This is a genomic window from Streptomyces liliiviolaceus, assembly GCF_018070025.1.
GTDB classification, from domain to species: domain Bacteria; phylum Actinomycetota; class Actinomycetes; order Streptomycetales; family Streptomycetaceae; genus Streptomyces; species Streptomyces liliiviolaceus.
In genome coordinates, this window is sequence record NZ_JAGPYQ010000001.1 from 1,243,966 (window position 1) to 1,267,090 (window position 23,125).

At 71.4% G+C, this 23,125-nt stretch carries 26 protein-coding genes and 1 tRNA gene; 20 read left to right on the plus strand and 7 right to left on the minus strand.

Annotated elements, in window-relative coordinates; all coding sequences use genetic code 11:
• Nucleotides 1-175: 175 nt before the first annotated feature.
• Genes J8N05_RS05455 through J8N05_RS05470 form a run of 4 tightly spaced genes read right to left on the minus strand, consistent with a single transcriptional unit; the run spans nucleotide 176 to nucleotide 4,383 of the window.
• Nucleotides 176-997, minus strand: coding sequence for an SDR family NAD(P)-dependent oxidoreductase (locus J8N05_RS05455; protein ID WP_247706159.1), 822 nt, complete (start codon nucleotides 995-997; stop codon nucleotides 176-178).
• Nucleotides 994-1,485 (minus strand): cupin domain-containing protein, encoded by a 492-nt coding sequence (locus J8N05_RS05460; RefSeq protein WP_210881328.1) that lies wholly within the window; start codon nucleotides 1,483-1,485, stop codon nucleotides 994-996. Before J8N05_RS05460 ends, J8N05_RS05455 begins: the two co-directional genes overlap by 4 nt.
• On the minus strand, nucleotides 1,475-2,167 hold the full coding sequence (locus tag J8N05_RS05465) for a GNAT family N-acetyltransferase (protein ID WP_210881329.1): 693 nt from the start codon (nucleotides 2,165-2,167) through the stop codon (nucleotides 1,475-1,477). The genes J8N05_RS05460 and J8N05_RS05465 overlap by 11 nt, the downstream gene beginning before the upstream one ends.
• Nucleotides 2,164-4,383, minus strand: coding sequence for a penicillin acylase family protein (locus tag J8N05_RS05470; RefSeq protein ID WP_210881330.1), 2,220 nt, complete (start codon nucleotides 4,381-4,383; stop codon nucleotides 2,164-2,166). The genes J8N05_RS05465 and J8N05_RS05470 overlap by 4 nt, the downstream gene beginning before the upstream one ends.
• 84 nt (nucleotides 4,384-4,467) lie before the next feature.
• Here J8N05_RS05470 and J8N05_RS05475 point away from each other — a divergent pair, with 84 nt between their 5' ends.
• From J8N05_RS05475 to J8N05_RS05495, 5 genes are all read left to right on the plus strand, one after another.
• Nucleotides 4,468-5,229, plus strand: coding sequence for a siderophore-interacting protein (locus J8N05_RS05475; RefSeq protein WP_210881331.1), 762 nt, complete (start codon nucleotides 4,468-4,470; stop codon nucleotides 5,227-5,229).
• A 24-nt stretch (nucleotides 5,230-5,253) separates the two neighbouring features.
• A complete protein-coding gene (locus J8N05_RS05480) occupies nucleotides 5,254-5,958 on the plus strand; it encodes an HhH-GPD-type base excision DNA repair protein (RefSeq protein ID WP_210881332.1) in 705 nt (234 codons plus the stop codon).
• Between the two features lie 83 nt (nucleotides 5,959-6,041).
• Nucleotides 6,042-6,713, plus strand: a complete 672-nt coding sequence (locus J8N05_RS05485) for an HdeD family acid-resistance protein (protein WP_210881333.1) — start codon at nucleotides 6,042-6,044, stop codon at nucleotides 6,711-6,713.
• 312 nt (nucleotides 6,714-7,025) lie between these two features.
• A complete protein-coding gene (locus J8N05_RS05490) occupies nucleotides 7,026-7,340 on the plus strand; it encodes a hypothetical protein (protein ID WP_210881334.1) in 315 nt (104 codons plus the stop codon).
• A 59-nt stretch (nucleotides 7,341-7,399) separates the two neighbouring features.
• Complete coding sequence (locus J8N05_RS05495; protein ID WP_210881335.1) at nucleotides 7,400-7,594, plus strand: hypothetical protein; 195 nt, start codon at nucleotides 7,400-7,402, stop codon at nucleotides 7,592-7,594.
• Nucleotides 7,595-7,701: 107 nt separating this feature from the next.
• Here the strand turns inward: J8N05_RS05495 and J8N05_RS05500 are convergent, their stop codons facing one another.
• Nucleotides 7,702-9,381, minus strand: coding sequence for a helicase HerA-like domain-containing protein (locus J8N05_RS05500; protein ID WP_210881336.1), 1,680 nt, complete (start codon nucleotides 9,379-9,381; stop codon nucleotides 7,702-7,704).
• 173 nt (nucleotides 9,382-9,554) lie between these two features.
• Between J8N05_RS05500 and J8N05_RS05505 the strand changes: the two genes are divergently transcribed.
• Entirely contained in the window at nucleotides 9,555-9,851 is a 297-nt protein-coding gene (locus J8N05_RS05505; protein ID WP_003999914.1) for a type II toxin-antitoxin system VapB family antitoxin, read from the plus strand.
• A gap of 235 nt (nucleotides 9,852-10,086) precedes the next feature.
• Nucleotides 10,087-10,725 carry a LytR C-terminal domain-containing protein gene (locus J8N05_RS05510; RefSeq protein WP_247706160.1) on the plus strand — a complete coding sequence of 213 codons (639 nt, stop codon included), beginning with the start codon at nucleotides 10,087-10,089 and terminating at the stop codon, nucleotides 10,723-10,725.
• Nucleotides 10,726-10,824: 99 nt separating this feature from the next.
• On the opposite strand, the gene upp is transcribed toward J8N05_RS05510, so the two are convergent.
• Nucleotides 10,825-11,460 carry a uracil phosphoribosyltransferase gene (gene upp, locus J8N05_RS05515; RefSeq protein WP_210881337.1) on the minus strand — a complete coding sequence of 212 codons (636 nt, stop codon included), beginning with the start codon at nucleotides 11,458-11,460 and terminating at the stop codon, nucleotides 10,825-10,827.
• 151 nt (nucleotides 11,461-11,611) lie between these two features.
• Here upp and J8N05_RS05520 point away from each other — a divergent pair, with 151 nt between their 5' ends.
• From J8N05_RS05520 to J8N05_RS05560, 9 genes are all read left to right on the plus strand, one after another.
• Nucleotides 11,612-11,794: a hypothetical protein gene (locus J8N05_RS05520; protein ID WP_107020608.1), complete on the plus strand. Its 183-nt coding sequence runs from the start codon at nucleotides 11,612-11,614 to the stop codon at nucleotides 11,792-11,794.
• 783 nt (nucleotides 11,795-12,577) lie between these two features.
• Nucleotides 12,578-13,129: a tRNA adenosine deaminase-associated protein gene (locus tag J8N05_RS05525; RefSeq protein ID WP_210881338.1), complete on the plus strand. Its 552-nt coding sequence runs from the start codon at nucleotides 12,578-12,580 to the stop codon at nucleotides 13,127-13,129.
• A gap of 98 nt (nucleotides 13,130-13,227) precedes the next feature.
• Nucleotides 13,228-13,659, plus strand: a complete 432-nt coding sequence (tadA, locus tag J8N05_RS05530) for a tRNA adenosine(34) deaminase TadA (RefSeq protein ID WP_210881339.1) — start codon at nucleotides 13,228-13,230, stop codon at nucleotides 13,657-13,659.
• A gap of 43 nt (nucleotides 13,660-13,702) precedes the next feature.
• Nucleotides 13,703-13,787: transfer RNA gene (locus tag J8N05_RS05535), tRNA-Ser, on the plus strand.
• 182 nt (nucleotides 13,788-13,969) lie between these two features.
• Nucleotides 13,970-14,149 carry a hypothetical protein gene (locus J8N05_RS05540; protein WP_210881340.1) on the plus strand — a complete coding sequence of 60 codons (180 nt, stop codon included), beginning with the start codon at nucleotides 13,970-13,972 and terminating at the stop codon, nucleotides 14,147-14,149.
• 91 nt (nucleotides 14,150-14,240) lie between these two features.
• Nucleotides 14,241-14,534 (plus strand): Dabb family protein, encoded by a 294-nt coding sequence (locus tag J8N05_RS05545; RefSeq protein WP_210881341.1) that lies wholly within the window; start codon nucleotides 14,241-14,243, stop codon nucleotides 14,532-14,534.
• A 246-nt stretch (nucleotides 14,535-14,780) separates the two neighbouring features.
• Nucleotides 14,781-15,653, plus strand: a complete 873-nt coding sequence (locus J8N05_RS05550; protein WP_210881342.1) for an RNA polymerase sigma factor SigF — start codon at nucleotides 14,781-14,783, stop codon at nucleotides 15,651-15,653.
• A 245-nt stretch (nucleotides 15,654-15,898) separates the two neighbouring features.
• Complete coding sequence (locus J8N05_RS05555) at nucleotides 15,899-16,798, plus strand: RNA polymerase sigma factor SigF (protein WP_210881343.1); 900 nt, start codon at nucleotides 15,899-15,901, stop codon at nucleotides 16,796-16,798.
• Between the two features lie 130 nt (nucleotides 16,799-16,928).
• On the plus strand, nucleotides 16,929-17,714 hold the full coding sequence (locus tag J8N05_RS05560; RefSeq protein ID WP_247706161.1) for a hypothetical protein: 786 nt from the start codon (nucleotides 16,929-16,931) through the stop codon (nucleotides 17,712-17,714).
• A 58-nt stretch (nucleotides 17,715-17,772) separates the two neighbouring features.
• Here the strand turns inward: J8N05_RS05560 and J8N05_RS05565 are convergent, their stop codons facing one another.
• Nucleotides 17,773-17,970, minus strand: a complete 198-nt coding sequence (locus J8N05_RS05565) for a hypothetical protein (protein WP_189776335.1) — start codon at nucleotides 17,968-17,970, stop codon at nucleotides 17,773-17,775.
• A 478-nt stretch (nucleotides 17,971-18,448) separates the two neighbouring features.
• Here J8N05_RS05565 and J8N05_RS05570 point away from each other — a divergent pair, with 478 nt between their 5' ends.
• The 4 genes from J8N05_RS05570 to J8N05_RS05585 all read left to right on the plus strand — a co-directional run bounded on the left by J8N05_RS05570 (nucleotide 18,449) and on the right by J8N05_RS05585 (nucleotide 23,064).
• Nucleotides 18,449-18,964, plus strand: a complete 516-nt coding sequence (locus J8N05_RS05570) for a MarR family winged helix-turn-helix transcriptional regulator (RefSeq protein WP_210881345.1) — start codon at nucleotides 18,449-18,451, stop codon at nucleotides 18,962-18,964.
• A gap of 23 nt (nucleotides 18,965-18,987) precedes the next feature.
• Nucleotides 18,988-21,579, plus strand: coding sequence for an MFS transporter (locus J8N05_RS05575; RefSeq protein WP_210881346.1), 2,592 nt, complete (start codon nucleotides 18,988-18,990; stop codon nucleotides 21,577-21,579).
• Between the two features lie 106 nt (nucleotides 21,580-21,685).
• On the plus strand, nucleotides 21,686-22,510 hold the full coding sequence (locus J8N05_RS05580; RefSeq protein WP_210881347.1) for a YceI family protein: 825 nt from the start codon (nucleotides 21,686-21,688) through the stop codon (nucleotides 22,508-22,510).
• 92 nt (nucleotides 22,511-22,602) lie between these two features.
• Nucleotides 22,603-23,064 carry a PPOX class F420-dependent oxidoreductase gene (locus J8N05_RS05585; RefSeq protein WP_210881348.1) on the plus strand — a complete coding sequence of 154 codons (462 nt, stop codon included), beginning with the start codon at nucleotides 22,603-22,605 and terminating at the stop codon, nucleotides 23,062-23,064.
• The last annotated feature ends 61 nt before the right edge of the window (nucleotides 23,065-23,125 follow it).

The following is a 23,125-nucleotide window of genomic DNA, read 5'->3' on the forward strand; positions in this document are numbered from 1 at the left end:
CCGTGCTCGTCGTGCTTCTCGTGCTCGTCGTGCTTCTCGTGCTCGTCGTGCTTCTCGTGCTCGTCGTGCTTCTCGTGCTCGTCGTGCTTCTCGTGCTCGTCGCGCGTTCATCCGCGGCCTCCGCGAAGTGGCCTCTGAGGAGGTACGGATGTACGCGGCACGTTGTTCAACCCGCTCACCATGTCGGCCGCGCCGAGATCCCTCCGTCCACGACGAGGTCGTGCCCGGTGACCCAGGAGGCCATCGGCGAGGCGAGGAACACGCAGGCGTCCCCCACGTCCTCCGGGCGCCCCAGCCTCCCGGTGGGCACCGCCTGTTCCCAGCGGCGCACGCCCTCCGGCCAGGCCTGCGCGAGGCCTGCGCGGTCGATCAGCCCCGGGGAGACGGTGTTGACGCGGATTCCGAAGGGACCGTACTCCAGGGCCGCGGAGCGCGCGTGCATGACGACGGCGGCCTTCGACGCGGAGTAGTGCGCGTGGTGCGGGGCGGGGTGCGTGGCCTCGATGGACGCGATGTGGGTGATGCTGCGCACACGCCCACCGGGCTCGCCCCCGGCATCGCTCGCGTCCCGCATCAGTTCGGCCGCGGCCTGCGTGCACGCGAACACGCTCGCCGTGTTGGCGTCGGCCACCGCCCGCCAGTCCGCCAGCGTCATGCCGGGCAGCTCCTGGACCGGTTGGACGCCCGCGTTGTTGACCAGGGCCGTCAGTACGCCGCCTCCCCAGTCCGCGGCCTCGCGCACCACCCGGTGGCACTGCGACTCCACGGTCAGATCGGCGCGCAGGGCCACCGCCCGGCCGCCCGAGTCCATGATGCGGGCGACGACTTCGCCCGCCGCCTCCGCGTTCGTACGGAAGTGGACGGCCACGGCCGCGCCCGCCGCCGCGAACCGGAGCGCGATCCCCCGCCCGAGGCCGCCCGAGGCGCCGGTGACGAGCGCGACCTGGCCTTCGAGCAGCCCACCACGAGGACCGGGTGCGCCCGGCACGCCCGTCACGGGCGGCTCAGCGCGGTGATCCGCGCCGCCTCCGCCGGGTATCGCGCCGCGAGTTCGGTCCCGTCCCCGTGCTCGTACCCCTCGTAGGTGAAGCCGGGTGCCATCGTGCAGCCGAAGAACGACCAGGCGCCGTCCGCTGCGACCCGCGCGCCCATCCAGGTGCGGGCGGGCACGGTGAACTGGATGTGCTGGCCGCCCAGGACGTCCGGGCCGAGCAGGACCGTACGGGACGTGCCGTCGGGGGCGAGGAGCAGCATTTCCAGCGGGTCCCCCAGATAGAAGTGCCAGGTCTCGTCGGCCGGGAGGCGGTGCAGGGCGGAGAAGTCGCCGGGCCGGGAGGTCAGGAGGGCCACTATCGCGGAGCCCTCGGGCCGTCCGTCGGGGCGTTCGGGGCCCGCCCAGGTACGGCGGAAGAGGCCGCCCTCCTTGGGGATGGGCTCCAGTCGGTAGTGCGCGGCTAGGGCTTCGGGAGTGAGGTCATCGGCCACTCCCCGACCATGCCCCACCGGGGGCCTCCGACGCGCCGTCCCTCACCAGGAAGGCCAGCCGGGCCTTCTTCTCCGGCAGGTGGACCTCCGGGAGGTCGATCTCCGGCAGCACGATCGGCGGGCCGAGCACGAAGCCCTGGCGGATCAGCCGGGCGATCGCCTTCTCGTTACGGAGGTCGGGCTCGACCACGACCCGCGGCCGGTCGAGCACCCGCAGGACGTACGTGGTGAAGGCCCGCAGCAGGGCGGTGCTGTGGCCGGGCCGGCCGACGCCCCCGGGTGGCGGGCCGATCAGCAGGTGGACGCCGATGTCGCCCGGCTCCACCTCGTAGCACTCGCTGACCCGGTCGGCCTCCGGTTCGTACGTCTGGAAGAGCGCGGCCGGTTCGCCGTCGAGGACGGCGAGGAACGCGTGGTGCGTGTCGAGCGAGCCGAGATGCCGGTAGGTCTCCAGCACCTGCTCCCTGGTGAAACCGCCCATGCCCCAGAAACGGGCCCGTTCGGCCGTCACCCAGGAATGCAGCACGTCCAGGTCGGCCTCCGCGTCCACGGGCACGACACGGACGGTACCGAGACCTTCGACGGCCTCCTCGTGGACGGCCGCGCGCCCATGAAAAGCAGAGATCGGGTTCGGGTTCGGGTTCGAAGTCAGGGTCGGGGTCGGGGTCGTGTACGACGTCATGCGTTGTCCTCGTTCTCGCTCTTGTTCTCGCTCTTGTTCTCGCTGTTGTTCTCGTTCTCGCTGACGAACCGGTCCGGGCGGAGCTGGTTCCAGTCGGTGGTCACGGGGGCCAGTTCTCCGCCGAGCCACAGGGGGAGCTGGTCGCGGTGGTGCGGTGAACCCGGTACGCCCGAAGCCCCGAACGGCACCACCCAGAGGCTGTCCTCACGCCGTGCCAGGTCCCACACGTAGCGGGCGGCGGGGCCGCGTGCCGCCCGGTCGGTGAGACCCGGCACGGCCGAGGTGCACAGCACGCAGTCGTGATCGCCGGAGAGCCCCGGCTCACCCGCGTCGTACGCGGGGTCCGGCAGCGCACGCCAGGGAGCGAGGCGGTGGGTGTCGCCCCAGGCGCCCTCCGGCGGGGCCCCGGCCACCTCCTCCAGGGCCGCCCTGACGATCTCGGCGCGGTCGATCCCGTACAACTCCTCTGCTGTGAGGAGGTTTTCGAGGGCGAAGGCGATGCGGGGGAGGAGTGCGAGCCAGGGGCGGAACACCTCGGGGTACGGCGGGGGTTCGGTGAGCGGGGCCAGGGCGGGGTGGGCGGCGAGGCGGCGTACGACGGCGCCGCGGACCGCCGCGTAGCCGGCCGCCTCCGTGCTGTCGGCGGCCATGTGACGGTCCCAGCGCAGGAGTTGTGCGCGCAGGGCGGTGGCTTCGGGGCTGAGGTCTTCGAGGGCGGCGAGGCGGTTCAGCAGCGGGGCCGCGGAGGCGAGGTGGGTGTCCATGTGGAGGGCGGCCATGTCGGCGGCCTTCCAGTCCTTCCGCACGTCGAGGAGGGCGCGCAGCCGGGCGGCCCGGTGCGGCGGCGCGAACTCGACGCCGAGGGGGGTGGCGGGGCCGCGCTGGTTGGCCATGACCGCGAGGCCGTCGTCGACCGTGCCGCGCGGCATGGGGGCGTACCAGCCGTGCCAGGCGTGGCCGGGTTCCCAGGCCGGGACGATCCGGGTGCCGTTCAGCGGGTCGCGTACCGGCACGCGGCCCGCGACGCGGTGGAGCAGGCCGCCCTCGGTGTCCGCCGCCTGGACGACGTTGACGGGCTCGGCCCAGTCGTCGAGGGCGCGGTCCACGTCGGCGACCCGGCGGGCGCGGAGGAGGGGCAGGAGGGCACTGAAGCCGAGGTCTTCGCGGACGCGCGGCGGGTGGCGGAGGCTGATGGGGTCGGCGGGCGGGTTCTCGCGCCCGCCACCGCCGGCGCCGTCGCCGCTGGTGGGGTCGGGGTTGATGATGACCGGGCCGCGGTCGGTCTCGATCACCTCGACCTCCACGGGGTCGGCGCCGGCCACTTCGATCAGCTCCGTGCGACGGGCGGCGGGGTGCCACTTCCCGTCCGGGCCGAGCGCCTCGACCAGCCCCTCCTCTCCCTCCCCTGCGGCCCCTCCGGCCTCTCCGGCCTCTTCGTCGCCGGACCGTCGGAGCCGCTCCCTGTACAGGTCCTGGTAGTCGGCCATCGCGTTGGTGATCGCCCAGGCCACCGTGCCGGTGTGGCCGAAGTGGGCGATGCCGGGGACGCCCGGTACGGCCAGGCCCACGACGTCGAACTCCGGGCAGGCGAGTCGGACTTGCTGGTACACACCCGGCGCCTCGATGAAACGGTGGGGGTCGCCCGCGATGACCGGCAGCCCGGTGGCGGTGCGCTCGCCGGTGACGAGCCAGCCGTTGCTGCCGGAGATGCCGGGTCCGTCGGTGGCGAACAGAGCGACGGCGTCCGGACCGAGACGGCGTACGACCTCGTCGCGCCACAGCTTGGCCGGGAACCCCGCGAACAGGATGTGCGTGGCCAGCCAGACGCCCAGCGGGGTCCACGGCTCCCACCGGCCCGGTACGAGCCCGACGGCCCCGAACTCGGGTGTGCGGCGGGCCCCTTCGGGCAGGCCCTGGTTGACCCCGTCGACGTACGCCCGGACCCAGGCGGCCGTCTCGGGGTCCCGTCTCTCCAGGGCCGTGAAGCAGCGTCTCGCCGTGTCGTCGAGCAGGGCCTGTCTCGCGAACCGGTCCCAGGCGAGCGCGTCCGCGCCGAGGAACGCGGCCGAGGTGCCGCGCGCCCTGTGGCGTTCGACCTCGATCTGCCAGGCGCGGTCGTGGGCCGTGACGAGGCCCTGGGCGCGGGCCAGTTCGAGGGCGTCGCCGGCGCGCAGGTGCGGGACGCCCCAGGCGTCGCGGTAGATCTCGGCAGTCACCCTGCGTCTCCCTCTCGGTTCGAGATTAGGTTAGGCTCACCTAAGTAAGGTGTGACGGAATCGTACGCGAAGGGTGAAAACGCCATGGGGCAGGGGCACGGCTGGGAGGGCGCGGTCCTCAAACTGTTCCGGGGCAAGGACTTCACGTTCACGGTCCTGGGCGCGGAGGACGTCACCGAGCACTACCGCCGGCTGCACCTCTCCGACGGCGGCATGCTCGCGGCGACCGGGGTGCACCCGACGATGTGGGTACGGCTGTGGTTCGACAACGCGGGCAAACCGCACCAGCGGGCGTACACCCTCGTGGACCCCGATCCGGCCGCGGGCACCTTCAGCCTGGAGTTCGCCCTGCACGAGGGGTGCGCGAGCGACTGGGCGCGGTCCGCGAAGGCCGGGGACACCATCGAGGCCACGGTCCAGGGCACGGGTTTCACCGACCCGGACCCGGCTCCGTCCCGGGTGCTGGCGATCGCCGACACCGCCTCGCTGCCGGCCCTCAACTCGCTGCTGGACGCGGTGGGTACGGCACCCGCGACGATCTGGTTCGAGACCGCCGGGAGCGGCACGAGCAAGGAGGACGGGGCGGGCCGGGGCACGGACGGTCTGCCCCTGCGGGTGGACCCGGCCCGCCACGACCTGCGTACGGTTCCGCGGCTCGACCGGGGCGCCCACCTGGTGGCACAGGTGCGGGCGGCCGTGCCGGAGCTGCTCAAGGAGACCGCCGACCCGTACGTCTGGATCGCCTGCGACACGGCCACGACCCGCTCCCTGGCCGCGTACTTCCGCAAGGAACTGGCCCTGCCGAAGCAGCGGGTGAACGCGCTGGGGTACTGGCGAGCGGCCTGAACCCGTACGCGCGATGATCGGGGCATGGACGTCACCCTGCATCTCGCCCAGCAGCCCGAGGCCGACGAACTCCTCGGGCGCAGCCCGCTCGCCGCGCTCGTCGGCATGCTCCTCGATCAGCAGGTCCCGATGGAATGGGCGTTCGCGGGCCCGTACACGATCGCGCGGCGGCTCGACGCGGACGATCTCGACGCGCACGAGATCGCGGCGTACGAGCCGGAGGCGTTCGCGGCCCTCCTGTCCACGAAACCGGCCGTGCACCGCTACCCGGGCTCGATGGCCAAGCGGATCCAGCAGTTGTGCCAGTACCTCGTGGAGCACTACGACGGGGACGCGGCGAAGGTCTGGGAGGGCGCGGACCCGGGTACGGGGGCCGGCGCGGTGACGGGGGCGGAGCTGTTGCGGCGGCTCAAGGAGCTGCCCGGCTTCGGCACCCAGAAGGCGCAGATCTTCCTCGCCCTGCTGGGCAAGCAGCTGGGCGTGCGCCCGAAGGGCTGGCGGGAGGCCGCGGGTCCCTACGGCGAGGCGAGATCCTTCCGCTCGGTCGCGGACATCACCGGCCCGGAGTCGCTGACGAAGGTGCGGGCGCACAAGCAGGAGATGAAGGCGGCGGCGAAGGCGGCGGCCGAGACGACCGCGAAGTCGGCGACTGCGGCGAAGACCGCAAAGACAGCGAAGGCCACGAAGGCGGGGAAGGCAGCGAAGGCGGTGAAGGGCTCCGGCGGGTGAGGTTCCGCGGAGGGCGGGCCGGCGCGTTCAGCCGTTCGGGGTTCACGAGTGGCAGGGGCATCGGTTCCGGCTGAGCATGAGGCATGGCCGAGGTACCGAGTGGCGGCCCCTGGGGGCCTGAATACGACGACAGGCGGGCCCACGCGGCCCGCGACCCGCGCCGATCCGGCGATCTCCACGAACCGGACCGACTCGAAGGTCCCCTTTTCCTGCTCTCCCGCACCGCCTGGCAGGCCGTACTGGCCGCCGGGATCGCCGCGCTGGCGCTCGGCCTCATGATGCTGGTGTGGCCGAAGGCGACGCTGCTCGCGGCGGGCGTGCTCTTCGGGCTCTATCTGCTCTTCAGCGGCGTGCTCCAGCTGGCCTCCGCGTTCGGGACGCACACGGCGACCTCCCTGCGGGTGATGGCGTTCATCAGCGGGGCGCTGTCGATCCTGCTGGGCCTGTTCTGCTTCCGCGGCGCGATGCAGTCGATCCTGCTGCTCGGGCTGTGGATCGGCATCGGCTGGCTGTTCCGCGGTGTCACGCACACGCTGGCCGCCGCGTCCGACCCGACCGTGCCCGCCCGGGGCTGGCAGATCCTCCTCGGGATCCTCAGCTTCCTCGCCGGTGTCGTGCTGATCGTCTCCCCCTTCGAGTCGGTGGCCGTCCTCACCGTCGTCGGCGGCGCCTGGCTGCTGGCCCTCGGCGTCACGGAGATCATCACGTCGTTCCGGATGCGCGAGCGGGCCCGGACCGTACCGCGCGCGCTCTGAGCGGGACGGGATGGCGTCGTACGCGCCCGGACCGACCCGGGTTCCGGTACCTGCCCGGGTCCCGGTACCTACCCCGGTACCGGCCCTGGCCCGCCGCTCTACGCCGAACGGGCGGTTCTGCGGGCGCGGCCGATGCGCCGGGCCCTCCGACCGGGGACATGACCTCTCATGAGCCCCGACCGGAGCCTCGACCGGAATCCGTACAGGAGTCCCGACAGGAGTCCTGGCCGAAGTTCTGGCCGGAGTCCTGGCCCGGGTCCTGACCGGTTCGTCGCGTGTGCTCCGCGCCGGAACGCCCGGCAGCGGTTCCTCGTGCTGCTCGCCGCACTGCTGTGCGCGTTGTGCGCGATGGGTGCGGCCGGTTCGGCGGGCGGGCACAGCGGGATCCGTACGGCCCCGCCCGCCGCGGTCTCCACCGAGCCCGGTCTCGAACACCCGCATGACGTCCTGGACACCGCTTTCCGGTCGGCCGCCCGTCAGGGCCACCGTCCCCCGGTGCACCAGCGCCCGGCGGGGCGGTCCGCGCACCGCCCGGCCGCGGCCACCGCGCGCCCCCGCTCACGGGGCCGCGCGCTCCATCACGCTCCTGCCCCGCGCGCCCTGCGCTGCATGGTCCTCCGCTGCTGAGGAGCCCGGCTCCGACCGGACCGCTCTCCCTCCCCCAGCAGCACGAGAGGACTCTCTCCATGCCGATGGACCCGTACGCGATCCTGCACGCCCTGGTGCGCGCCGAATCTCTCCGCAACGCCCCGAAGACGCCCCCTGAAACCGGCCGGGCCGCACCGAACCCGAACCCGAGCGCGAAAGCGAAGCCGACACCGTCGTCGGCTTCGGCTTCGGCTTCGGAGCCGGTCCCGTTCCGGAATCGCGAGCGCGACTGAATCAGCGACTGAATCAGCGACCGAGTCGATGAGGTCGGCTGAACCGACCGCGGGGGCGGGCCACGGCCGGTCCGCCCCCGTCCTCGCCGCCGGGGAAGCGGTTCCGGCTACCGCCTGCGCCGGGCCGTACCGAAGACCGACCGGGTGATCTCGCGCCCGATCTGCGTACCCAGGCTGCGGGCGAGCGACTTGAAGACCCCGCTGCGGACGACCTGCTGGACGACGGAGGGGTCCTGCTCGGTCTTCCGGGCAGCTCGGCCGGCGCCCGCACCCTTCTCGGGCTCCGCCTGCGCATCCGCAGGCCGAGCTGTCCGCTCAGTCGCCTGCGCGGACGCTTCCGCCTCCCCCGCCCGGAGCTTCTCGTACGCCGATTCGCGGTCGACCGCGAGGGCGTACCGCGCGTGCAGCGGCGACTGTTCGACCGCCCGGTCGAGGACCGCCGGGTCCACCGGGCCCATCAGGGACTCCGGCGCCCGCAGCCGCGTCGCCGCGACCGGTGTCGGCGCGCCCTTCTCGCTGAGGACGGTGACGACGGCCTCCCCGGTGCCGAGGGCGGTGAGGACCTCCTCCAGGTCGTACGGGGAGTCCGGGAAGGTCTTCACCGTGGCCTTGAGCGCCTTCTGGTCGTCGGGGGTGAAGGCGCGCAGCGCGTGCTGGACGCGGTTGCCCAGCTGGGCGAGGACGTCTCCGGGTACGTCCTTGGGGGTCTGCGTGACGAAGAAGATGCCGACCCCTTTCGAGCGAATCAGCCGGACGGTCTGCGTGATCGAGTCCAGGAAGGCCCGGGACGCGTCGCTGAAGAGCAGATGCGCCTCGTCGAAGAAGAAGACGAGCTTCGGCTTGTCGACGTCACCGACCTCGGGGAGGTCGTGGAAGAGATCGGCGAGGAGCCACATCAGGAACGTCGAGAAGAGCTGCGGTTTGTCCTGCACGGCGGGCAGTTCCAGGACGGAGACCGTTCCCCGGCCGTCCGCCGCCACCGTCAGCAGCTCGTTCGTGTCGAACTCCGGCTCCCCGAAGAACGGGCTCATCCCCTGGGCCTCGAACGCGGTCAGCGAGCGCAGGATCACTCCGGCCGTGGCGGGGGACAGCCCGCCGATGCCCTTCAGCTCGGGCTTTCCCTCGTCGGAGGTGAGGAAGGTGACCACGGCCCGCAGATCCTTCAGGTCGACCAGTTCCAGGCCCTTCTGGTCGGCGTAGTGGAAGATCAGGCCGAGCGATTGCTCCTGCGTCTGGTTCAGCCGGAGCACCTTGGACAGCAGGACCGGGCCGAAACTCGTGACGGTCGCGCGTACAGGGATGCCGTGGCCCATGCCTCCGAGGGCGTAGAACTCGCACGGGTAGCCGGCCGGCGTCCACTCCTGGCGGACCTCCGAGGCCCGCGTCCGCACCTTGTCGTTCTCCTGGCCGGGCGCCGAGATGCCGGAGACGTCACCCTTCACATCCGCAAGGAACACCGGCACGCCCTGCGCCGAAAGCTGCTCTGCGATGAGCTGCAGGGTCTTGGTCTTGCCGGTACCGGTGGCTCCGGCCACCAGCCCGTGCCGGTTGAGCATCCCCAGCGGGATCCGGATCTGCGCGTCCGGCAGACACCGCCCGTCCCAGAGCAGAGCCCCCAGATCGAGCGCGGCCCCCGGAAAGCCGTACCCGGAGGCGATCTCCAGGGCTTGCGGCGGCAGGGCGGAGGCGTCGCCGGGAGCGGCGGGTGCCCCGGCCGTGCCGGTCCCGGCGGTCCCGGCGGTCCCGGCGCCGGATGTCCTCGTCGACCGCGTTTCACTGTCAGTCATTTCAGGCCCCTGTTCCCGGGTTTCCCGAGACCGTTCTCGGGCCGTTTCCTAACGGATCATGAACGGGTGATCTGGGAGAATTACCGGTTTGCCCATATTTACGACGTCATTTCCAGCGTCGCACTCCGGCGCCATGGCTGCGCCCGGAAGCTCTTGGCCGGTAGGCTTTCCGTGTGATCTTCAAGCGCATCGGAAACGGACGGCCGTACCCCGACCACGGCCGGGAAAGCACCCGGCAGTGGGCGGATGTCGCGCCGCGCCCGGTCCGCCTCGATCAGCTGGTGACGACCAAGGGCCAGCTCGACCTGGAAACGCTGCTCGCCGAGGACTCCACGTTCTACGGCGACCTCTTCGCGCACGTCGTGAAGTGGCAGGGCGACCTGTACCTGGAGGACGGCCTGCACCGCGCCGTCCGCGCCGCGCTCCAGCAGCGCCAGGTGCTCCACGCCCGCGTCCTCGAACTGGACTGAGCCCCTCCCTCGCCCGGCCCGGTCCGCCCCCGGGTGGCCGACGCCTGCCCGGGGAGCCCTCTCGGCCCCCGCGCGCACCGACCCCGCCCGGGGTCGACCCCCGCGCGCATTAACCCGTCCGGGGCCGGTCCCCGCCCGGCCGCCCCCTGCCCGGGTTGGCCCTTTTGGGTTGGACTGAGCCCCGGTCAATGATCATCTAGTAGGCATCGTCGCTCCGGCGCACTACGCTGCGCCCATGAGCATGCTCACTCCCCCTGGCATGGGCGGCCAGTACCGGATCACGGGGGACAAGTACCCACGGATGCGCAGAAACCGGGGGCGCCGCAGGATCGTGCTCGCGGTCGCCGCCTCCGTCACCGCGCTCGGACTGGCCGGCTGGGGGACCCTGCAGCTCATCGACGTCTTCACGGGCGGCGGCGACAAGGCGTCCGCGGCCGGGACGGCACCGGGCTGCAAGACGTCCCCCTCGCCCTCCGCGAGCCCGGTCAAGGCCCTGCCCGAGCCCGGCCGGATCACCGTGAACGTCCTCAACGCCACGGCCCGCAAGGGCCTCGCCAAGGACACCGCGGACGCGCTGAAGAAGCGCGGCTTCAAGATCGGCGAGGTGGGCAACGCGACCAAGGAGTACGACAAGAAGGTCGACGGGGCCGGCATCGTGCTCGGCGCGAAGGCCGCCGCCGACGCCGCCCTTCCCGTCCTCGCGACCCAGCTCGCTGGTGCCGAGCTGAAGACCGACACCCGGGCCAGGCCCACGGAGGTCGACCTGATCCTCGGCAAGGCCTACAAGGCCCTGACGACGAAAGAGGACGCCGACGACGCGCTGACCGCTCTGGCCAAGCCCGCACCGGCGCCCTCGACGAAGAAGGACTGCTGAGGACTGCTGGGGACTGCTGAGGAAGAGCTGCTGAAGAGGGACCGATGAGGACCGCCGGGAGAAGGCGGTCCGGTCGGTCCGGCTGTTCGTTCGGTCCGGCTACTCGGCCGCGCCGTACATGCGGTCGCCCGCGTCGCCCAGGCCCGGGACGATGTAGCCGTTCTCGTTCAGCCGCTCGTCGACCGACGCGGTCACGACGGTCACCGGGGCGCCCGCGAGGTCGCGCTCCATGACCTCGACGCCCTCGGGGGCGGCGAGCAGGACCACGGCCGTCACATCGTCGGCGCCGCGCTTGATCAGCTCCTGGATCGCCGCGACGAGGGTGCCACCGGTGGCCAGCATCGGGTCCAGGACGTACACCTGGCGTCCGGAGAGGTCCTCGGGCATACGGGTCGCGTACGTGGACGCCTGGAGCGTCTCCTCGTCGCGGATCATGCCGAGGAAACCCACCTCGGCGGTCGGCAGGAGCCGCACCATGCCGTCGAGCATGCCGAGGCCGGCACGCAGGATCGGTACGACGAGGGGGCGCGGGTGGGACAGCTTGACGCCCGTGGTGGGGGACACCGGGGTCTCGATGTCGACCTGCTCGGTGCGCACGTCCCGCGTGGCCTCGTACGCGAGCAGGGTGACCAGCTCGTCGGCGAGCCGACGGAAGGTCGGGGAGTCGGTGCGGCGGTCGCGCAGCGTGGTGAGCTTATGAGCGACCAGGGGGTGGTCGACGACGTGGAGACGCATGTCCACCAGGGTATCCGGGCCCGTCCAGGGCGCCCGTCGCCCGTCGCCACCTGGGTCGAGAACACTTCGCCGATGCCACCGCGCAAACCTCCGCTGGCATCAAACCGCCCGTCGGGGGGAAAGTGGGAGTGACCGACTGGGGGTGTTGCCGATGCCGGACCCGGAGCGACAGAACCGGGAAGACCTGGAGAGCGACGCCCAGCGCCGCAGGCGCAGGGCCCAGTTCCTGCGGGAACTCACGGAGGCTCGCGAGCTGCGCGACAGGGTGCAGCCGCGCCGCGCGAAAACGGCCCGCCTGCGCCACGCCATGCGCATGCGCACGTTCCGCTGGTAGCGCCACCCCGACGCACCCGCGCCCGCGCCCGAAAACCACGGGCCGAGCGCCCCGCCACCGGGCAGCCTCGGCCGGCCACCGGCACGGCCCACCGGGGTGAGCCGGATGCCCCACCGCAGGGCAGCCGCCGGCCAGTAGCCACGCCACTCGGTCGGCGACCGCGGGCCGGAAGCCCAACCGCCGAACGCCGGCCGAGGGGGCTGCTGCCAAGCGCAAGCCCCTAGCCGCTAGCCGCTAGCCGCTAGCCGCAGGCAGATTGCGGAGGTCGCACCACAGGCCGCCCGGGCTGGACGGATGCCCCACTGCCGGGCAGCCGCAAGGTAGGCGGCAGGACGGCTCGCAGCCGTGGTCGCAGGCAGGAATCCGGAGCCGCGCCACACGCAGGGCAGATGGTCCGGTGTCGGGGGAAGCGGGTTCGTCCGCGCGGTGAAGTGCGTCCGGGCAGCCCCGGGGGCCGTCCGTCGGCACGCCCGTAGGGGCATCGTGGTGCGACCCGCCGGGCAGCGGTCGGGCAGGCGCGTACGAAGGCGGGGTCCGGCGGCGTACGATCCCGCTGTCGGTGGGCGCCGGGCGCCCAGGTGAGGCCATGCGGCGGTGTGACGCACGCGCCACGCGACCGGGCGTGGGAACGCGACCGGGACACAGCGAGCCGAAGACCTCTCCTGAACGCTCTGTTTCTGCCACGATTCCGAGTGGGCGGGGCTCGGAGCACGTATCCCCCGCCCACAACCTCCGCCGGGGGGACCCCCAACCGGCACGCCTAGGACCAGTGGGAGAGTCACGGTGTACTTCGCCGCACTGCTCGCGCGCACCGAAGACGGGTGGGAAGCGAGCGACACAGAGCTCGACGATGTGGAGACCCTGTCGGATCTAGCCGACCTGGCCCGCGAAGCCTCGGTCGACGACGACACGGTGCTCGTCTTCATCGAGCAGGAGGACGCGTGGTTCGGAGTCGTCCGCGTGGACGGCGAGGAGGACCCTCGCATCTACGTCTCGGACGGCGCGGCCGCGGCCCGCAGTTCGTACGGCGAGATCCTGCTCACGGACGAACTGCTCGGACGGGAGCCCGGCGACGACGACGTCGCCGACCTGGACTCCCTCGACCTCGACGGCACGGAGGACGGTGAACCCGAGGACGAGACCGACGACGAGGAGGACGACGTCGGCACCACCTCCAAGGGTGAGACCGTGCCGTCCGGACCCATCGGAGACCGCGAGGTCCTCACCGATCTCGGTGTGAGCGAGAAGGAGTTGCTGGCCCTGGACAGCACCGACGCGCTCGGCGAGATCGCCGAGGTCCTCGGGGCGGCAGAGGTCCTGGAGACCGTCCGCTGACTCCGCCGAACACACAGGAGGAACAGGACCCCGCCGAAGGTCCCGTACCCGTTCCCGTTCCCGTACAAGATCCTGTACGTGACCGCTGGCGGCCCGCGATGCGGCTCGCCCTGGAGCAGGCCGAACTCGCGGGCCGCGGCAAGGACGTACCCGTCGGCGCCGTGGTGCTGGCCCCGGACGGCACGACGGTGCTCGCCACCGGGCACAACGAGCGTGAGGCGGCCGGTGACCCGACCGCCCACGCCGAGGTGCTGGCGCTCCGCCGGGCCGCCGCGAGGACCGGGGAGTGGCGGCTCACCGGCTGCACGCTCGTCGTCACCCTCGAACCCTGCACGATGTGCGCCGGCGCGCTCGTCCAGTCCCGTGTGGACCGGGTCGTCTACGGCGCCCGGGACGAGAAGGCGGGCGCGGCCGGCTCCCTCTGGGACGTCGTACGCGACCGCCGGCTCAACCACCGGCCCGAAGTGATCGCCGGGGTGCTCGACGACGAGTGCGCCCGGCTGCTCACCGAGTTCTTCAGGGGCCGCTGAACCGATTTCCGAGCACGGCCCATCGTGGGCTAGGATCTCTCTCGGTAGCGTGTCCGAGCGGCCGAAGGAGCTCGCCTCGAAAGCGAGTGTGGCGCAAGTCACCGAGGGTTCAAATCCCTCCGCTACCGCAGATAGATGAAGGGCCCGGTCCACTGGACCGGGCCCTTCATGCTGCCCCGCCCCGCCTCATTGAAAGATCGTCAGATCAACTGCCCGGGGTTACACTCGCCGCCGACAACAGGGGTCCCCATGGGCACAGCAGTCACAGGGGCACAAGCGGGCACAGAAGCAGGCACACGGGGAGGCCGCGATGGCGGTGAATTCGAAGAAGATCGCCGTCTACGTAGTCGTGGTCTTCGTGCTGTACGTGATCATCACCGACCCCGAAGGAGCGGCGGACTACGTCCAGATAGGCTTCGAGGGCATCTCGAACGCCGCCCAGTCCGTCGGTGACTTCATGACCTGGATCGCCGACGGGGCCAAGGACTAAGGACTGGCGAGCGGCCGCACCATCGCCGTCCCCTCCGTCCCCACCCCGTATCCCCGTATCCCCCGTTTCCCCGTTCGTCCTGGGAGTGCACGTGATCCGCCACCTGGTCCTCTTCAAGCTCAACGAAGGTGTCGAGCGGGACGAGCCCCGTGTCGTCGAGGGCGTCGCCGCCTTCCGTGCGCTCGGCGACTCGATTCCCGAACTGCAGTTCTGGGAGTGCGAGTGGAACATCACCGACCGCCCCATCGCGTACGACTTCGCGATCAACTCGGCGGTCGAGGACACGGACGCGCTCAAGCGGTACATCGAGCACCCCGCCCACCAGGCGGGCGTCGCCCTGTGGCGCGAGTTCGCCACGTGGGTGATCGCCGACTACGAGTTCTGAGCCGCGGCACAGCACACCCCGCGCGGAACACCGGCCCCTCGCCCGAACGGCGGGGGGTTCTTTCATGCGCTTTCACGTCCCGGACCCCGAGCGGACCTCAACACGGAGTGATGAGGTGCTTGCACACAGTGCACATGTCTTGTGATGCTATGACCGCTTTTGACCGATGAGTTGACGCATGTGTCTGACGGACGTCGTTCGGACTTGTGTTTTCACGGGTTGACGGACCCAGAGGTGGAGTTGACCGTGCCGGCCAGTACCGCGCCTCAAGCACCCGCACCTCCCCAGCAGAAGCCGCAGGCCCTCGAACGGCTCGACGAGCCGGGCGATTCCCCGGACCAGAGCCCGCAGCGGCGGCGCGGGGCCGACACCCGGGCCCTCACCCAGGTCCTCTTCGGCGAGCTCAAGAACCTGGAGCCCGGCACCCCCGAGCACGGCCGGGTGCGGGCCGCGCTGATCGAGGCGAACCTCCCGCTCGTGCGGTACGCCGCCGCCCGCTTCCGGTCCCGCAACGAGCCCATGGAGGACGTCGTCCAGGTCGGGACCATCGGGCTGATCAACGCCATCGACCGCTTCGACCCCGACCGGGGCGTGCAGTTCCCGACCTTCGCGATGCCCACCGTCATCGGCGAGATCAAGCGGTACTTCCGCGACAACGTCCGCACGGTCCACGTACCGCGCCGGCTGCACGAGCTGTGGGTGCAGGTGAACAGCGCCACCGAGGACCTCACGACGGCCTTCGGGCGCACGCCCACGACCGCCGAGATCGCCGAACGGCTGCGCATCACCGAGGACGAGGTGCTGGCCTGCATCGAGGCCGGACGCTCGTACCACGCGACCTCCCTGGAGGCCGCCCAGGAGGGCGACGGGCTGCCGGGGCTCCTCGACCGGCTCGGTTTCGAGGACCCCGCGCTGGACGGCGTGGAGCACCGGGACCTCGTACGGCACCTGCTCGTCCAGCTTCCCGAGCGCGAGCAGCGCATCCTTCTGCTGCGTTACTACAGCAATCTGACGCAGTCACAGATCAGCGCTGAGCTGGGCGTCTCGCAGATGCATGTGTCAAGGCTCCTCGCCCGTAGCTTCGCTCGGCTTCGATCCGCAAACAGGATCGAGGCGTAGCTCCGGGGAGCGAATCGCTTCCAAGGGCTTTTCCTGACATCTCTGCGGTGAAAAACCGTCAGACCCCCCTTTTCCAGGGCCTATTCACCCCTGTTGTGTCGACATATCACTACAGCGTGTTGCCGACATGTGACATTCTTCCGGTGACGCGTTTGCCGCAGCCCCGCCTCCGGTATTCAGGTGGAGGCTGCGTTCCTTCGACGGGAGCGTTCCGCCGCGACCGTCCGCGACCCAAAGGGGGTGGCATGTCCGCAGACCAGGGCAGCTCGAAGGTGCTCACGCTCACGAAGAGCGAATCCGCACCAGACGTGCTTCACAGTGTCGTTGTCGAGGTTCCGGCCATCCCGGCCGCGGAAGCCCCGGCCTTCCCCCCGACCCCGGAAGTGATCGACACCCGCACCCTGTCCCGCTCCCTGTTCCTGCGGCTCGCCGCACTCGACGAGAACAGCCCCGAGCGCGGCTACGTGCGGGACACCCTCATCGAGCTCAACCTCCCGCTGGTGCGGTACGCGGCGGCCCGGTTCCGGTCGCGCAACGAACCGATGGAGGACATCGTCCAGGTCGGCACGATCGGCCTGATCAAGGCGATCGACCGCTTCGACTGCGAACGGGGCGTGGAGTTCCCGACGTTCGCGATGCCGACGGTCGTGGGTGAGATCAAGCGCTTCTTCCGGGACACCTCGTGGTCGGTGCGCGTGCCGCGCCGGCTCCAGGAGCTGCGGCTCGCGCTGACCAAGGCCAGCGACGAGCTCTCCCAGAAGCTGGACCGCTCGCCGACCGTCGCCGAACTCGCCGTCGTCCTGGGCGTGTCCGAGGAGGACGTGGTCGACGGCCTGGCGGTGGGCAACGCCTACACGGCGTCGTCCCTCGACTCCCCGGCTCCGGAGGACGACGGCGGCGAGGGCTCGCTCGCGGACCGCCTCGGCTACGAGGACACGGCCCTTGAGGGCGTCGAGTACCGCGAGTCCCTGAAGCCGCTGCTGGCCAAACTCCCGCCCCGCGAGCGGCGGATCATCATGCTCCGCTTCTTCGCCAACATGACGCAGTCGCAGATCGGCGAGGAGGTCGGCATCTCGCAGATGCACGTCTCCCGGCTGCTCACGCGGACGCTGTCCCAGCTGCGGGAAGGTCTCATCTCCGACTGAGCCACCGCCCGGGGCCCCACGAGGGGTTCATAATTGACGGGTCGTCAGCCACACTGGCGCGATGCGTCGACGGGTGGGACAGCGGTCGATACGTGGTCGCCGAGGGGCCCTTGGGGGTGCCTCGGCGGCCGTGGTCTGTCTGGGAGCGGTGACGCTGGTCGCCTGCGGCAGCGGTATGGGCGTCGGTGGCGGCGGAGGCGACGGTGACGGGTACGTCGCCGTCCAGCGCCCCTCGTCGTCGGCCGGGGCGGTCGCGCCCACGGGCGACGTGGAGTTGGTGCCGCTGGAGAGCGGGTCCGCGGCCAAGGGGGCCGCGGGGCGGCCGGGTTCGGGATCGGGCGGCGGCGACCGGGGTCGGTCAAGCGCGGACACGGACGCGGACACGGACGCGAACACGGACGCGGGCGCAGGTGCGGACAGCGGCTCGGGTGGGAGCGGCGCGGGCTCGTCCCCGGCCGGCGGCACGTCCGGCGCGCACGACAGCGGTCGTACGAGCCCGTCCTCGGGCGGCGGGGATGCGCCGGACGATACGGGTGGTACGGGCAACACCGATGGTGGTGAGGGGAGTTCGGGGGCCGGAGGCACTTCGGGTACGGGCACGCCCGCCGGTCCCGCCGTGCTGGTCGTCGGCGAGCCCGAACGGGAGCCGGCCGACAAGCGGTGGTGCGAGAAGGTCACCGTCGGGTTCCACAACACCGGGGGCACCGCGGTGCGTTCGGGCACGGTGACCTTCGGGACGCACGTCATCGGCGCACTCGGGATCGACTGGGCGACCGTCGAGTCGTCCGAACGGCTGCCCGTGCCGATCGCTCCGGGCAGCCGGACGGAGAAGACCTGGACGGTGTGCGTCGACGCCTGGCGCGTACCTCTCGGTATGCATGTCGAGACGCGGGACGTGTCCGTCCGGTGGGAGTAGGGCGCCCGGCGGCGCCCCCGACCGCTTGAGCAACCGCCTGAGCGGCTGCTCGCAGCGGCTACTTGAGTGCGAGCCAGGCGACCACGGCGACGATCGCGACGGCCACGATCACACCGACGATCAGGCCGACCCGGGGACCCCGGGTGGTGGCCGCCTGCTGCTGCTGGCGGCTCTGCGGGTCGTCGACGAACGCTCGGAACATCTGGGTGCTACCCGCGGGGTCGTAGTTGCCCTCGGGGCCCTGGGTGTTTGCCATGCGCGTGACCCTATCGGGTGCGTTCGGTGGCCCCAAGTTTTGGGGCCCTCTTCTCTTGGTGGGCACCGCCCCAGGGGCTCCGCCCCCGGACCCCCGTATCGGCCTTGCGGCCTCGTCCTCAAACGCCGGACAGGCTGAGTGAGGGCGCCCGCCCTCGACATCGAGCGGGCCAGGCAGGGGCGGCCCGCCTCAAGCATCGCGCAGGCCGAGTGGGGACCGCCGCCCCGGAGACGGAACGAGCCAGGCGGGGGCCTACGCCTCAGGCATCGCGCAGGCCAGGCAGGGACCGCTGCCCCAGACACCGAGCAGGCCGAGCCACCGCCCGATACGCGCGGAAAACCGCCTGAACTGCGGGTTTACGTTCGCCAATACTTGCCTTTGCCAAGGTTTTAGGCCCTGGGGTCCCATTTCGTTTGCCTGCAGCAACCAACAGTATTTATGGTTGCCTGAAGCAACAAAAGAACATGAGGGAGGTGCGATGGCCGCTCGACGGCAGTACGAGGAGCTGGCCCAGCAGCTGAGCGCCATCGGTGCCGTGAAGCGGGGGCTGGGGCGGATCCTCCCGCACGAGTGCCCGGCGGGCTCCGCCGCGGTGCTCACGCTGCTCGACCGGCACGGGGAGATGCGCATGAGCCGTCTCGCCGAGCTGATGGCCATCGACATGTCGGTGACCAGCCGGCATGTGGCGCACGTCGCCGAGCACGGCTGGATCGACCGGTCCCCGGACCCCGCCGACAAGCGCTCCCGCATCCTGCGGCTCACCCCCGCCGGACGCGACATGCTCGCCGACCTCTCCGAGCGCTATATGAACGCGCTCGCCCACTACCTGGCGGACTGGTCCGACGACGAGGTCGACCAGCTCAACACCCTGCTCGGCCGACTGCGCGCCAGCTTCGGCGACTGCCGGGCCCTGACGCCCGTACCGGCCCCCTCGGCCGTACCGGCCGGGCCCGACGCGGCGCCCGCCGAGCGGACCACCCGTACACCTGTATGACGCGACACAAGAAAAGGAAGCCCATGGCAACGACCACACCAGCCGGTGTGCGGGGCTCACACGCCAAGCACGGAGGTGCCCCCGACGGCGCTCCGATGACGCACCGGCAGATCATGGAAGCCCTGTCCGGGCTGCTGCTCGGCATGTTCGTCGCGATCCTGTCGTCGACGATCGTCTCCAACGCACTGCCCGAGATCATCGGTGACCTGGGCGGCGGCCAGTCCGCGTACACCTGGGTCGTCACCGCCGCCCTGCTGTCGATGACCGCGACCACGCCCCTGTGGGGCAAGCTCGCGGACCTCTACAGCAAGAAGGCGCTCGTCCAGATAGCCCTCGTCGTCTACGTCCTGGGATCGGCCGCCGCCGGCCTGTCGCAGAACGCGGGCATGCTGATCGCCTGCCGCGTGGTCCAGGGCATCGGCGTGGGCGGTCTGTCCGCCCTCGCGCAGATCGTCATGGCCGCGATGATCTCCCCGCGTGAGCGCGGCCGGTACTCCGGCTACCTCGGCGCCACGTTCGCCGTCGCGACCGTCGGCGGCCCGCTGCTCGGCGGTGTCATCACCGACACCAGCTGGCTCGGCTGGCGCTGGTGCTTCTACGTCGGTGTCCCCTTCGCGATCATCGCGCTGATCGTCCTCCAGAAGACCCTGCACCTGCCCGTCGTGAAGCGGGACGTGAAGGTCGACTGGGCCGGCGCGTTCTTCATCTCCGCCGCGGTCTCGCTGCTGCTCCTGTGGGTCACCTTCGCAGGCGACAAGTACGACTGGGTGTCGTGGCAGACGTACGCGATGGTCGGCGGTTCGATCGCGCTCGGACTGCTCTTCGTGTTCATCGAGTCGAAGGCCAAGGAGCCGATCATCCCGCTGCGGCTCTTCCGCAACCGGACCATCGCGCTCTCCTCCCTCGCCTCGCTCTTCGTCGGTGTCGCGATGTTCTCCGGCACCGTCTTCTTCAGCCAGTACTTCCAGCTGGCCCGGGACGAGTCGCCCACCATGTCCGGTGTGCTGACGATCCCGATGATCGGCGGTCTGTTCGTCTCCTCCACGGTCTCCGGCCAGATCATCACCAAGACCGGCAAGTGGAAGGCGTGGCTGGTCGGCGGCGGCGTGCTCATCACGGCGGGCCTCGGCCTGCTGGGCACCATCCGCTACGACACGGACTACTGGAAGACCGCGATCTTCATGGCGCTGCTGGGTCTCGGCATCGGCATGATGATGCAGAACCTGGTGCTCTCCACGCAGAACCAGGTGGCGCCCCAGGACCTCGGCGCGGCCAGCTCCACGGTGACCTTCTTCCGTTCCCTCGGTGGCGCGATGGGCGTCTCGGCGCTCGGCGCGGTGATGGCCAACCGCATCACCGACTACGTCAAGGACGGCCTCACCGGCATCGACCCCAAGTACGCCGCCGCGGCCAGTCATTCGACCGGCAGCATCCCGGACATGGACTCGCTGCCCGCGCCGCTGCGCACGGTCATGGAGAGCGCGTACGGGCACGGCATCGCGGACGTCTTCCTGATCGCCGCCGCCATGGCCCTGCTCGCCTTCCTCATCACGCTGTTCATCAAGGAGGTCCCGCTGCGTACCTCGGGCGGGCTGGCGCAGGCAGCCGAGGCCCAGGCGGAGGTCACGGCGGTCGCCGAGGCCGCCCCGGCGGCGGACTCCCCCGCGGCGGGCTCCCCGGCGGCCGGCTCGGCCGGCGTCCTCCCGGACGGGACCGACGAGCGCGTACCGAGCTGGGCCGTCGCCGACACCGGCGCCGGTGAGGGCCCTGAGCAGGGGCCCGCGGGCACCCAGCGACTCGCGGCCGTCGCCACCCTGGCGGCCGGTACCGACCCGGCCGCGGGTGCCGGTTCCGGCGGGGTGCCGGTCCACGGGTTCGTACGCGGCGCCGAGAGCGCGCCCGTGCCCCGGGCCGCCGTCACGCTGATCTCCCTCGCGGGCCGTCAGCTGGGCCGCTCGGTCGCCCAGGCCGACGGCGCCTACGCCGTGGACGCGCCCGGCACGGGTTCGTACGTGCTGATCGCCTCCGCGGACGGGTTCCAGCCGCAGGCCTCGACGGTCGTCGTGAACGGTGAGCCGCTCGCGTACGACATCCTGCTGAGCGGCACGAGCGGGCTCGCCGGTGCGGTGAAGGCCGCCGGGACCGGGCAGCCCGTCGTGGGCGCGATGGTCATCGTGACCGATGTGCGCGGTGACGTGCTGGCCACCGGGACCACCGGTGAGCAGGGCGAGTTCACCTTCGCCGAGCTGGTGCCCGGCGCCGTGACCGTCGCGGTGAACGCCGCCGGACACCGGCCCCGCGCCCTGCCCGTCGAGGTCGGCGGCACCGGGGTCACCCGGGTCGAGGTCGAACTGACCGCCGGAGCGCAGCTCCAGGGCGTGGTGCACGCACCCGCCGGCCCCCTGGGCGACGCCCGGGTCACGCTCGTCGACGCGGCGGGCAACGTGGTCGGCACCGCCACCACCGGGGCGGACGGGGCGTACGCCTTCGCCGACCTGGACAGCGGCGAGTACACCGTCATCGCGACCGGCTACCCGCCGGTGGCCACGGCCCTGACCGTGAGCGGCGGCGGCGTGGACGGCCACGACATCCGGCTCGCCCACCCCGGCGAGTAGTCACCGGACCACCTGAGGAAACAGCAGTCGAAGACCCCGGCCCGTGGGGCGCGTTCCGAGCGGAGGCGTGCTCCGCGGGCCGGTTTTCATGAGATGAGGTTGTGCAATGGGACTGACCGCGCGGATCCGTACGCGGGACGGCTGGGCCGTGTCGCACGCGGTCGTCACCGTGACCGACATGACGGGCGCCCAGGTGGTGCGCGCCGAGGCCGACGACGAGGGCGGTGTGCGGGACGCGGTCGAGCTCGTGCCCGGCCCGTACACGGTGATCGTCACGGCCGTCGGGTACGCGCCCGTCGCGTCGAGCGCCATCGTCACGGCGAGCGGCCGGGCCGAGATCGGCACCGTGACCCTCGCCCGGCAGGGCGGCACCGAGCTGCCGCCGCCCGGCCCCTGGACGGTGGACCCGGCCCACTCCTCCGTGGGCGCCGTCGCCCAGCACCTGGGGATCTCCAGCGTGCACGGCCGGTTCACACAGTTCGCCGGGTCGATCGAGATCGCCCCGGACGAGGTCGCCAAGTCCCGGGTGGAGGCGGTGATCCGGGCCGACTCGATCGACACGGGCAACGCCATGCGCGACGGGCACCTGAAGTCGCCGGACTTCCTGGACGTGGAGCGCCACCCGGAGATCACGTTCGTCTCGACGGGCCTGACCCCGGCCACCGGCAGCGACCGCTGGACGGTCCACGGCGACCTGACCCTGCACGGGGTCGTACGCCCGGTCGACCTCGACCTCGCCTACCTGGGCACCGGCGCCGACCCCTGGGGCGGCACCCGCGCGGCCTTCCGCGCCACCACGGAACTGCGCCGCGAGGACTTCGCGATGAACTACAACCAGGTCGTCCAGGCGGGTATCGCGGCGATCGGTACGACGCTGAAGGTGGAGCTGGACATCCAGGCCGTGCAGGGGGAGACGCTCCCGCAGGTGTAGCCAGCGGGTACAGCCCCAGGGACGGACAAAGACCTGTGCGTAGGCACGGCAGGGTCAGCCTGGGTGGGCGGTTGTACATCTAGGCTGCCCCCATGGCACCGAACATCGCTACGAACACCTCCGTATCGTCGGCCGAGCTGCTCGACTTCGTACGTCCCCGTCATCGCGCCATCCTGCTGACCCGCAGGGCCGACGGGAGCCCGCAGGGGTCGCCCCTGACCTGCGGGGTCGACGACTCGGGCCGCATCGTCGTCTCGACCTACCCGGAGCGCGCCAAGACCCGCAACGCCAAGCGCGACGAGCGGGTCAGCCTGATCGTCCTGAGCGACGACTGGAACGGCCCCTGGGTCCAGATCGACGGCACGGCCGAGGTGATCGACTCCCCCGACTCGGTGGAACCCCTGGTCGAGTACTTCCGCAACATCTCGGGCGAGCACCCGGACTGGGCGGAGTACCGGGAGGCCATGCTCAAGCAGGGCAAGTCGATCATCCGCATCACCCCACAGAAATGGGGCCCGGTGGCCACGGGCGGCTTCCCCGCAAGACTGGCCTAACCCGACCATTCCAGGGGCGCGGGGAACGGCGCAATCTTTGGCCTCCACCCCCCAGGGGCGC

What these genes read in the sequence shown, in the direction of transcription:
- J8N05_RS05465 (WP_210881329.1), bottom strand. Translation starts at nt 2,167, where the DNA reads ATGACGTCGTACACGACCCCGACCCCGACCCTGACTTCGAACCCGAAC.
- J8N05_RS05475 (WP_210881331.1), top strand. Translation starts at nt 4,468, where the DNA reads ATGGGGCAGGGGCACGGCTGGGAGGGCGCGGTCCTCAAACTGTTCCGG.
- J8N05_RS05480 (WP_210881332.1), top strand. Translation starts at nt 5,254, where the DNA reads ATGGACGTCACCCTGCATCTCGCCCAGCAGCCCGAGGCCGACGAACTC.
- J8N05_RS05485 (WP_210881333.1), top strand. Translation starts at nt 6,042, where the DNA reads ATGGCCGAGGTACCGAGTGGCGGCCCCTGGGGGCCTGAATACGACGAC.
- J8N05_RS05495 (WP_210881335.1), top strand. Translation starts at nt 7,400, where the DNA reads ATGCCGATGGACCCGTACGCGATCCTGCACGCCCTGGTGCGCGCCGAA.
- J8N05_RS05500 (WP_210881336.1), bottom strand. Translation starts at nt 9,381, where the DNA reads ATGACTGACAGTGAAACGCGGTCGACGAGGACATCCGGCGCCGGGACC.
- J8N05_RS05510 (WP_247706160.1), top strand. Translation starts at nt 10,087, where the DNA reads ATGAGCATGCTCACTCCCCCTGGCATGGGCGGCCAGTACCGGATCACG.
- upp (WP_210881337.1), bottom strand. Translation starts at nt 11,460, where the DNA reads ATGCGTCTCCACGTCGTCGACCACCCCCTGGTCGCTCATAAGCTCACC.
- J8N05_RS05520 (WP_107020608.1), top strand. Translation starts at nt 11,612, where the DNA reads ATGCCGGACCCGGAGCGACAGAACCGGGAAGACCTGGAGAGCGACGCC.
- tadA (WP_210881339.1), top strand. Translation starts at nt 13,228, where the DNA reads ATGCGGCTCGCCCTGGAGCAGGCCGAACTCGCGGGCCGCGGCAAGGAC.
- J8N05_RS05540 (WP_210881340.1), top strand. Translation starts at nt 13,970, where the DNA reads ATGGCGGTGAATTCGAAGAAGATCGCCGTCTACGTAGTCGTGGTCTTC.
- J8N05_RS05555 (WP_210881343.1), top strand. Translation starts at nt 15,899, where the DNA reads ATGTCCGCAGACCAGGGCAGCTCGAAGGTGCTCACGCTCACGAAGAGC.
- J8N05_RS05565 (WP_189776335.1), bottom strand. Translation starts at nt 17,970, where the DNA reads ATGGCAAACACCCAGGGCCCCGAGGGCAACTACGACCCCGCGGGTAGC.
- J8N05_RS05570 (WP_210881345.1), top strand. Translation starts at nt 18,449, where the DNA reads ATGGCCGCTCGACGGCAGTACGAGGAGCTGGCCCAGCAGCTGAGCGCC.
- J8N05_RS05575 (WP_210881346.1), top strand. Translation starts at nt 18,988, where the DNA reads ATGGCAACGACCACACCAGCCGGTGTGCGGGGCTCACACGCCAAGCAC.
- J8N05_RS05580 (WP_210881347.1), top strand. Translation starts at nt 21,686, where the DNA reads ATGGGACTGACCGCGCGGATCCGTACGCGGGACGGCTGGGCCGTGTCG.
- J8N05_RS05585 (WP_210881348.1), top strand. Translation starts at nt 22,603, where the DNA reads ATGGCACCGAACATCGCTACGAACACCTCCGTATCGTCGGCCGAGCTG.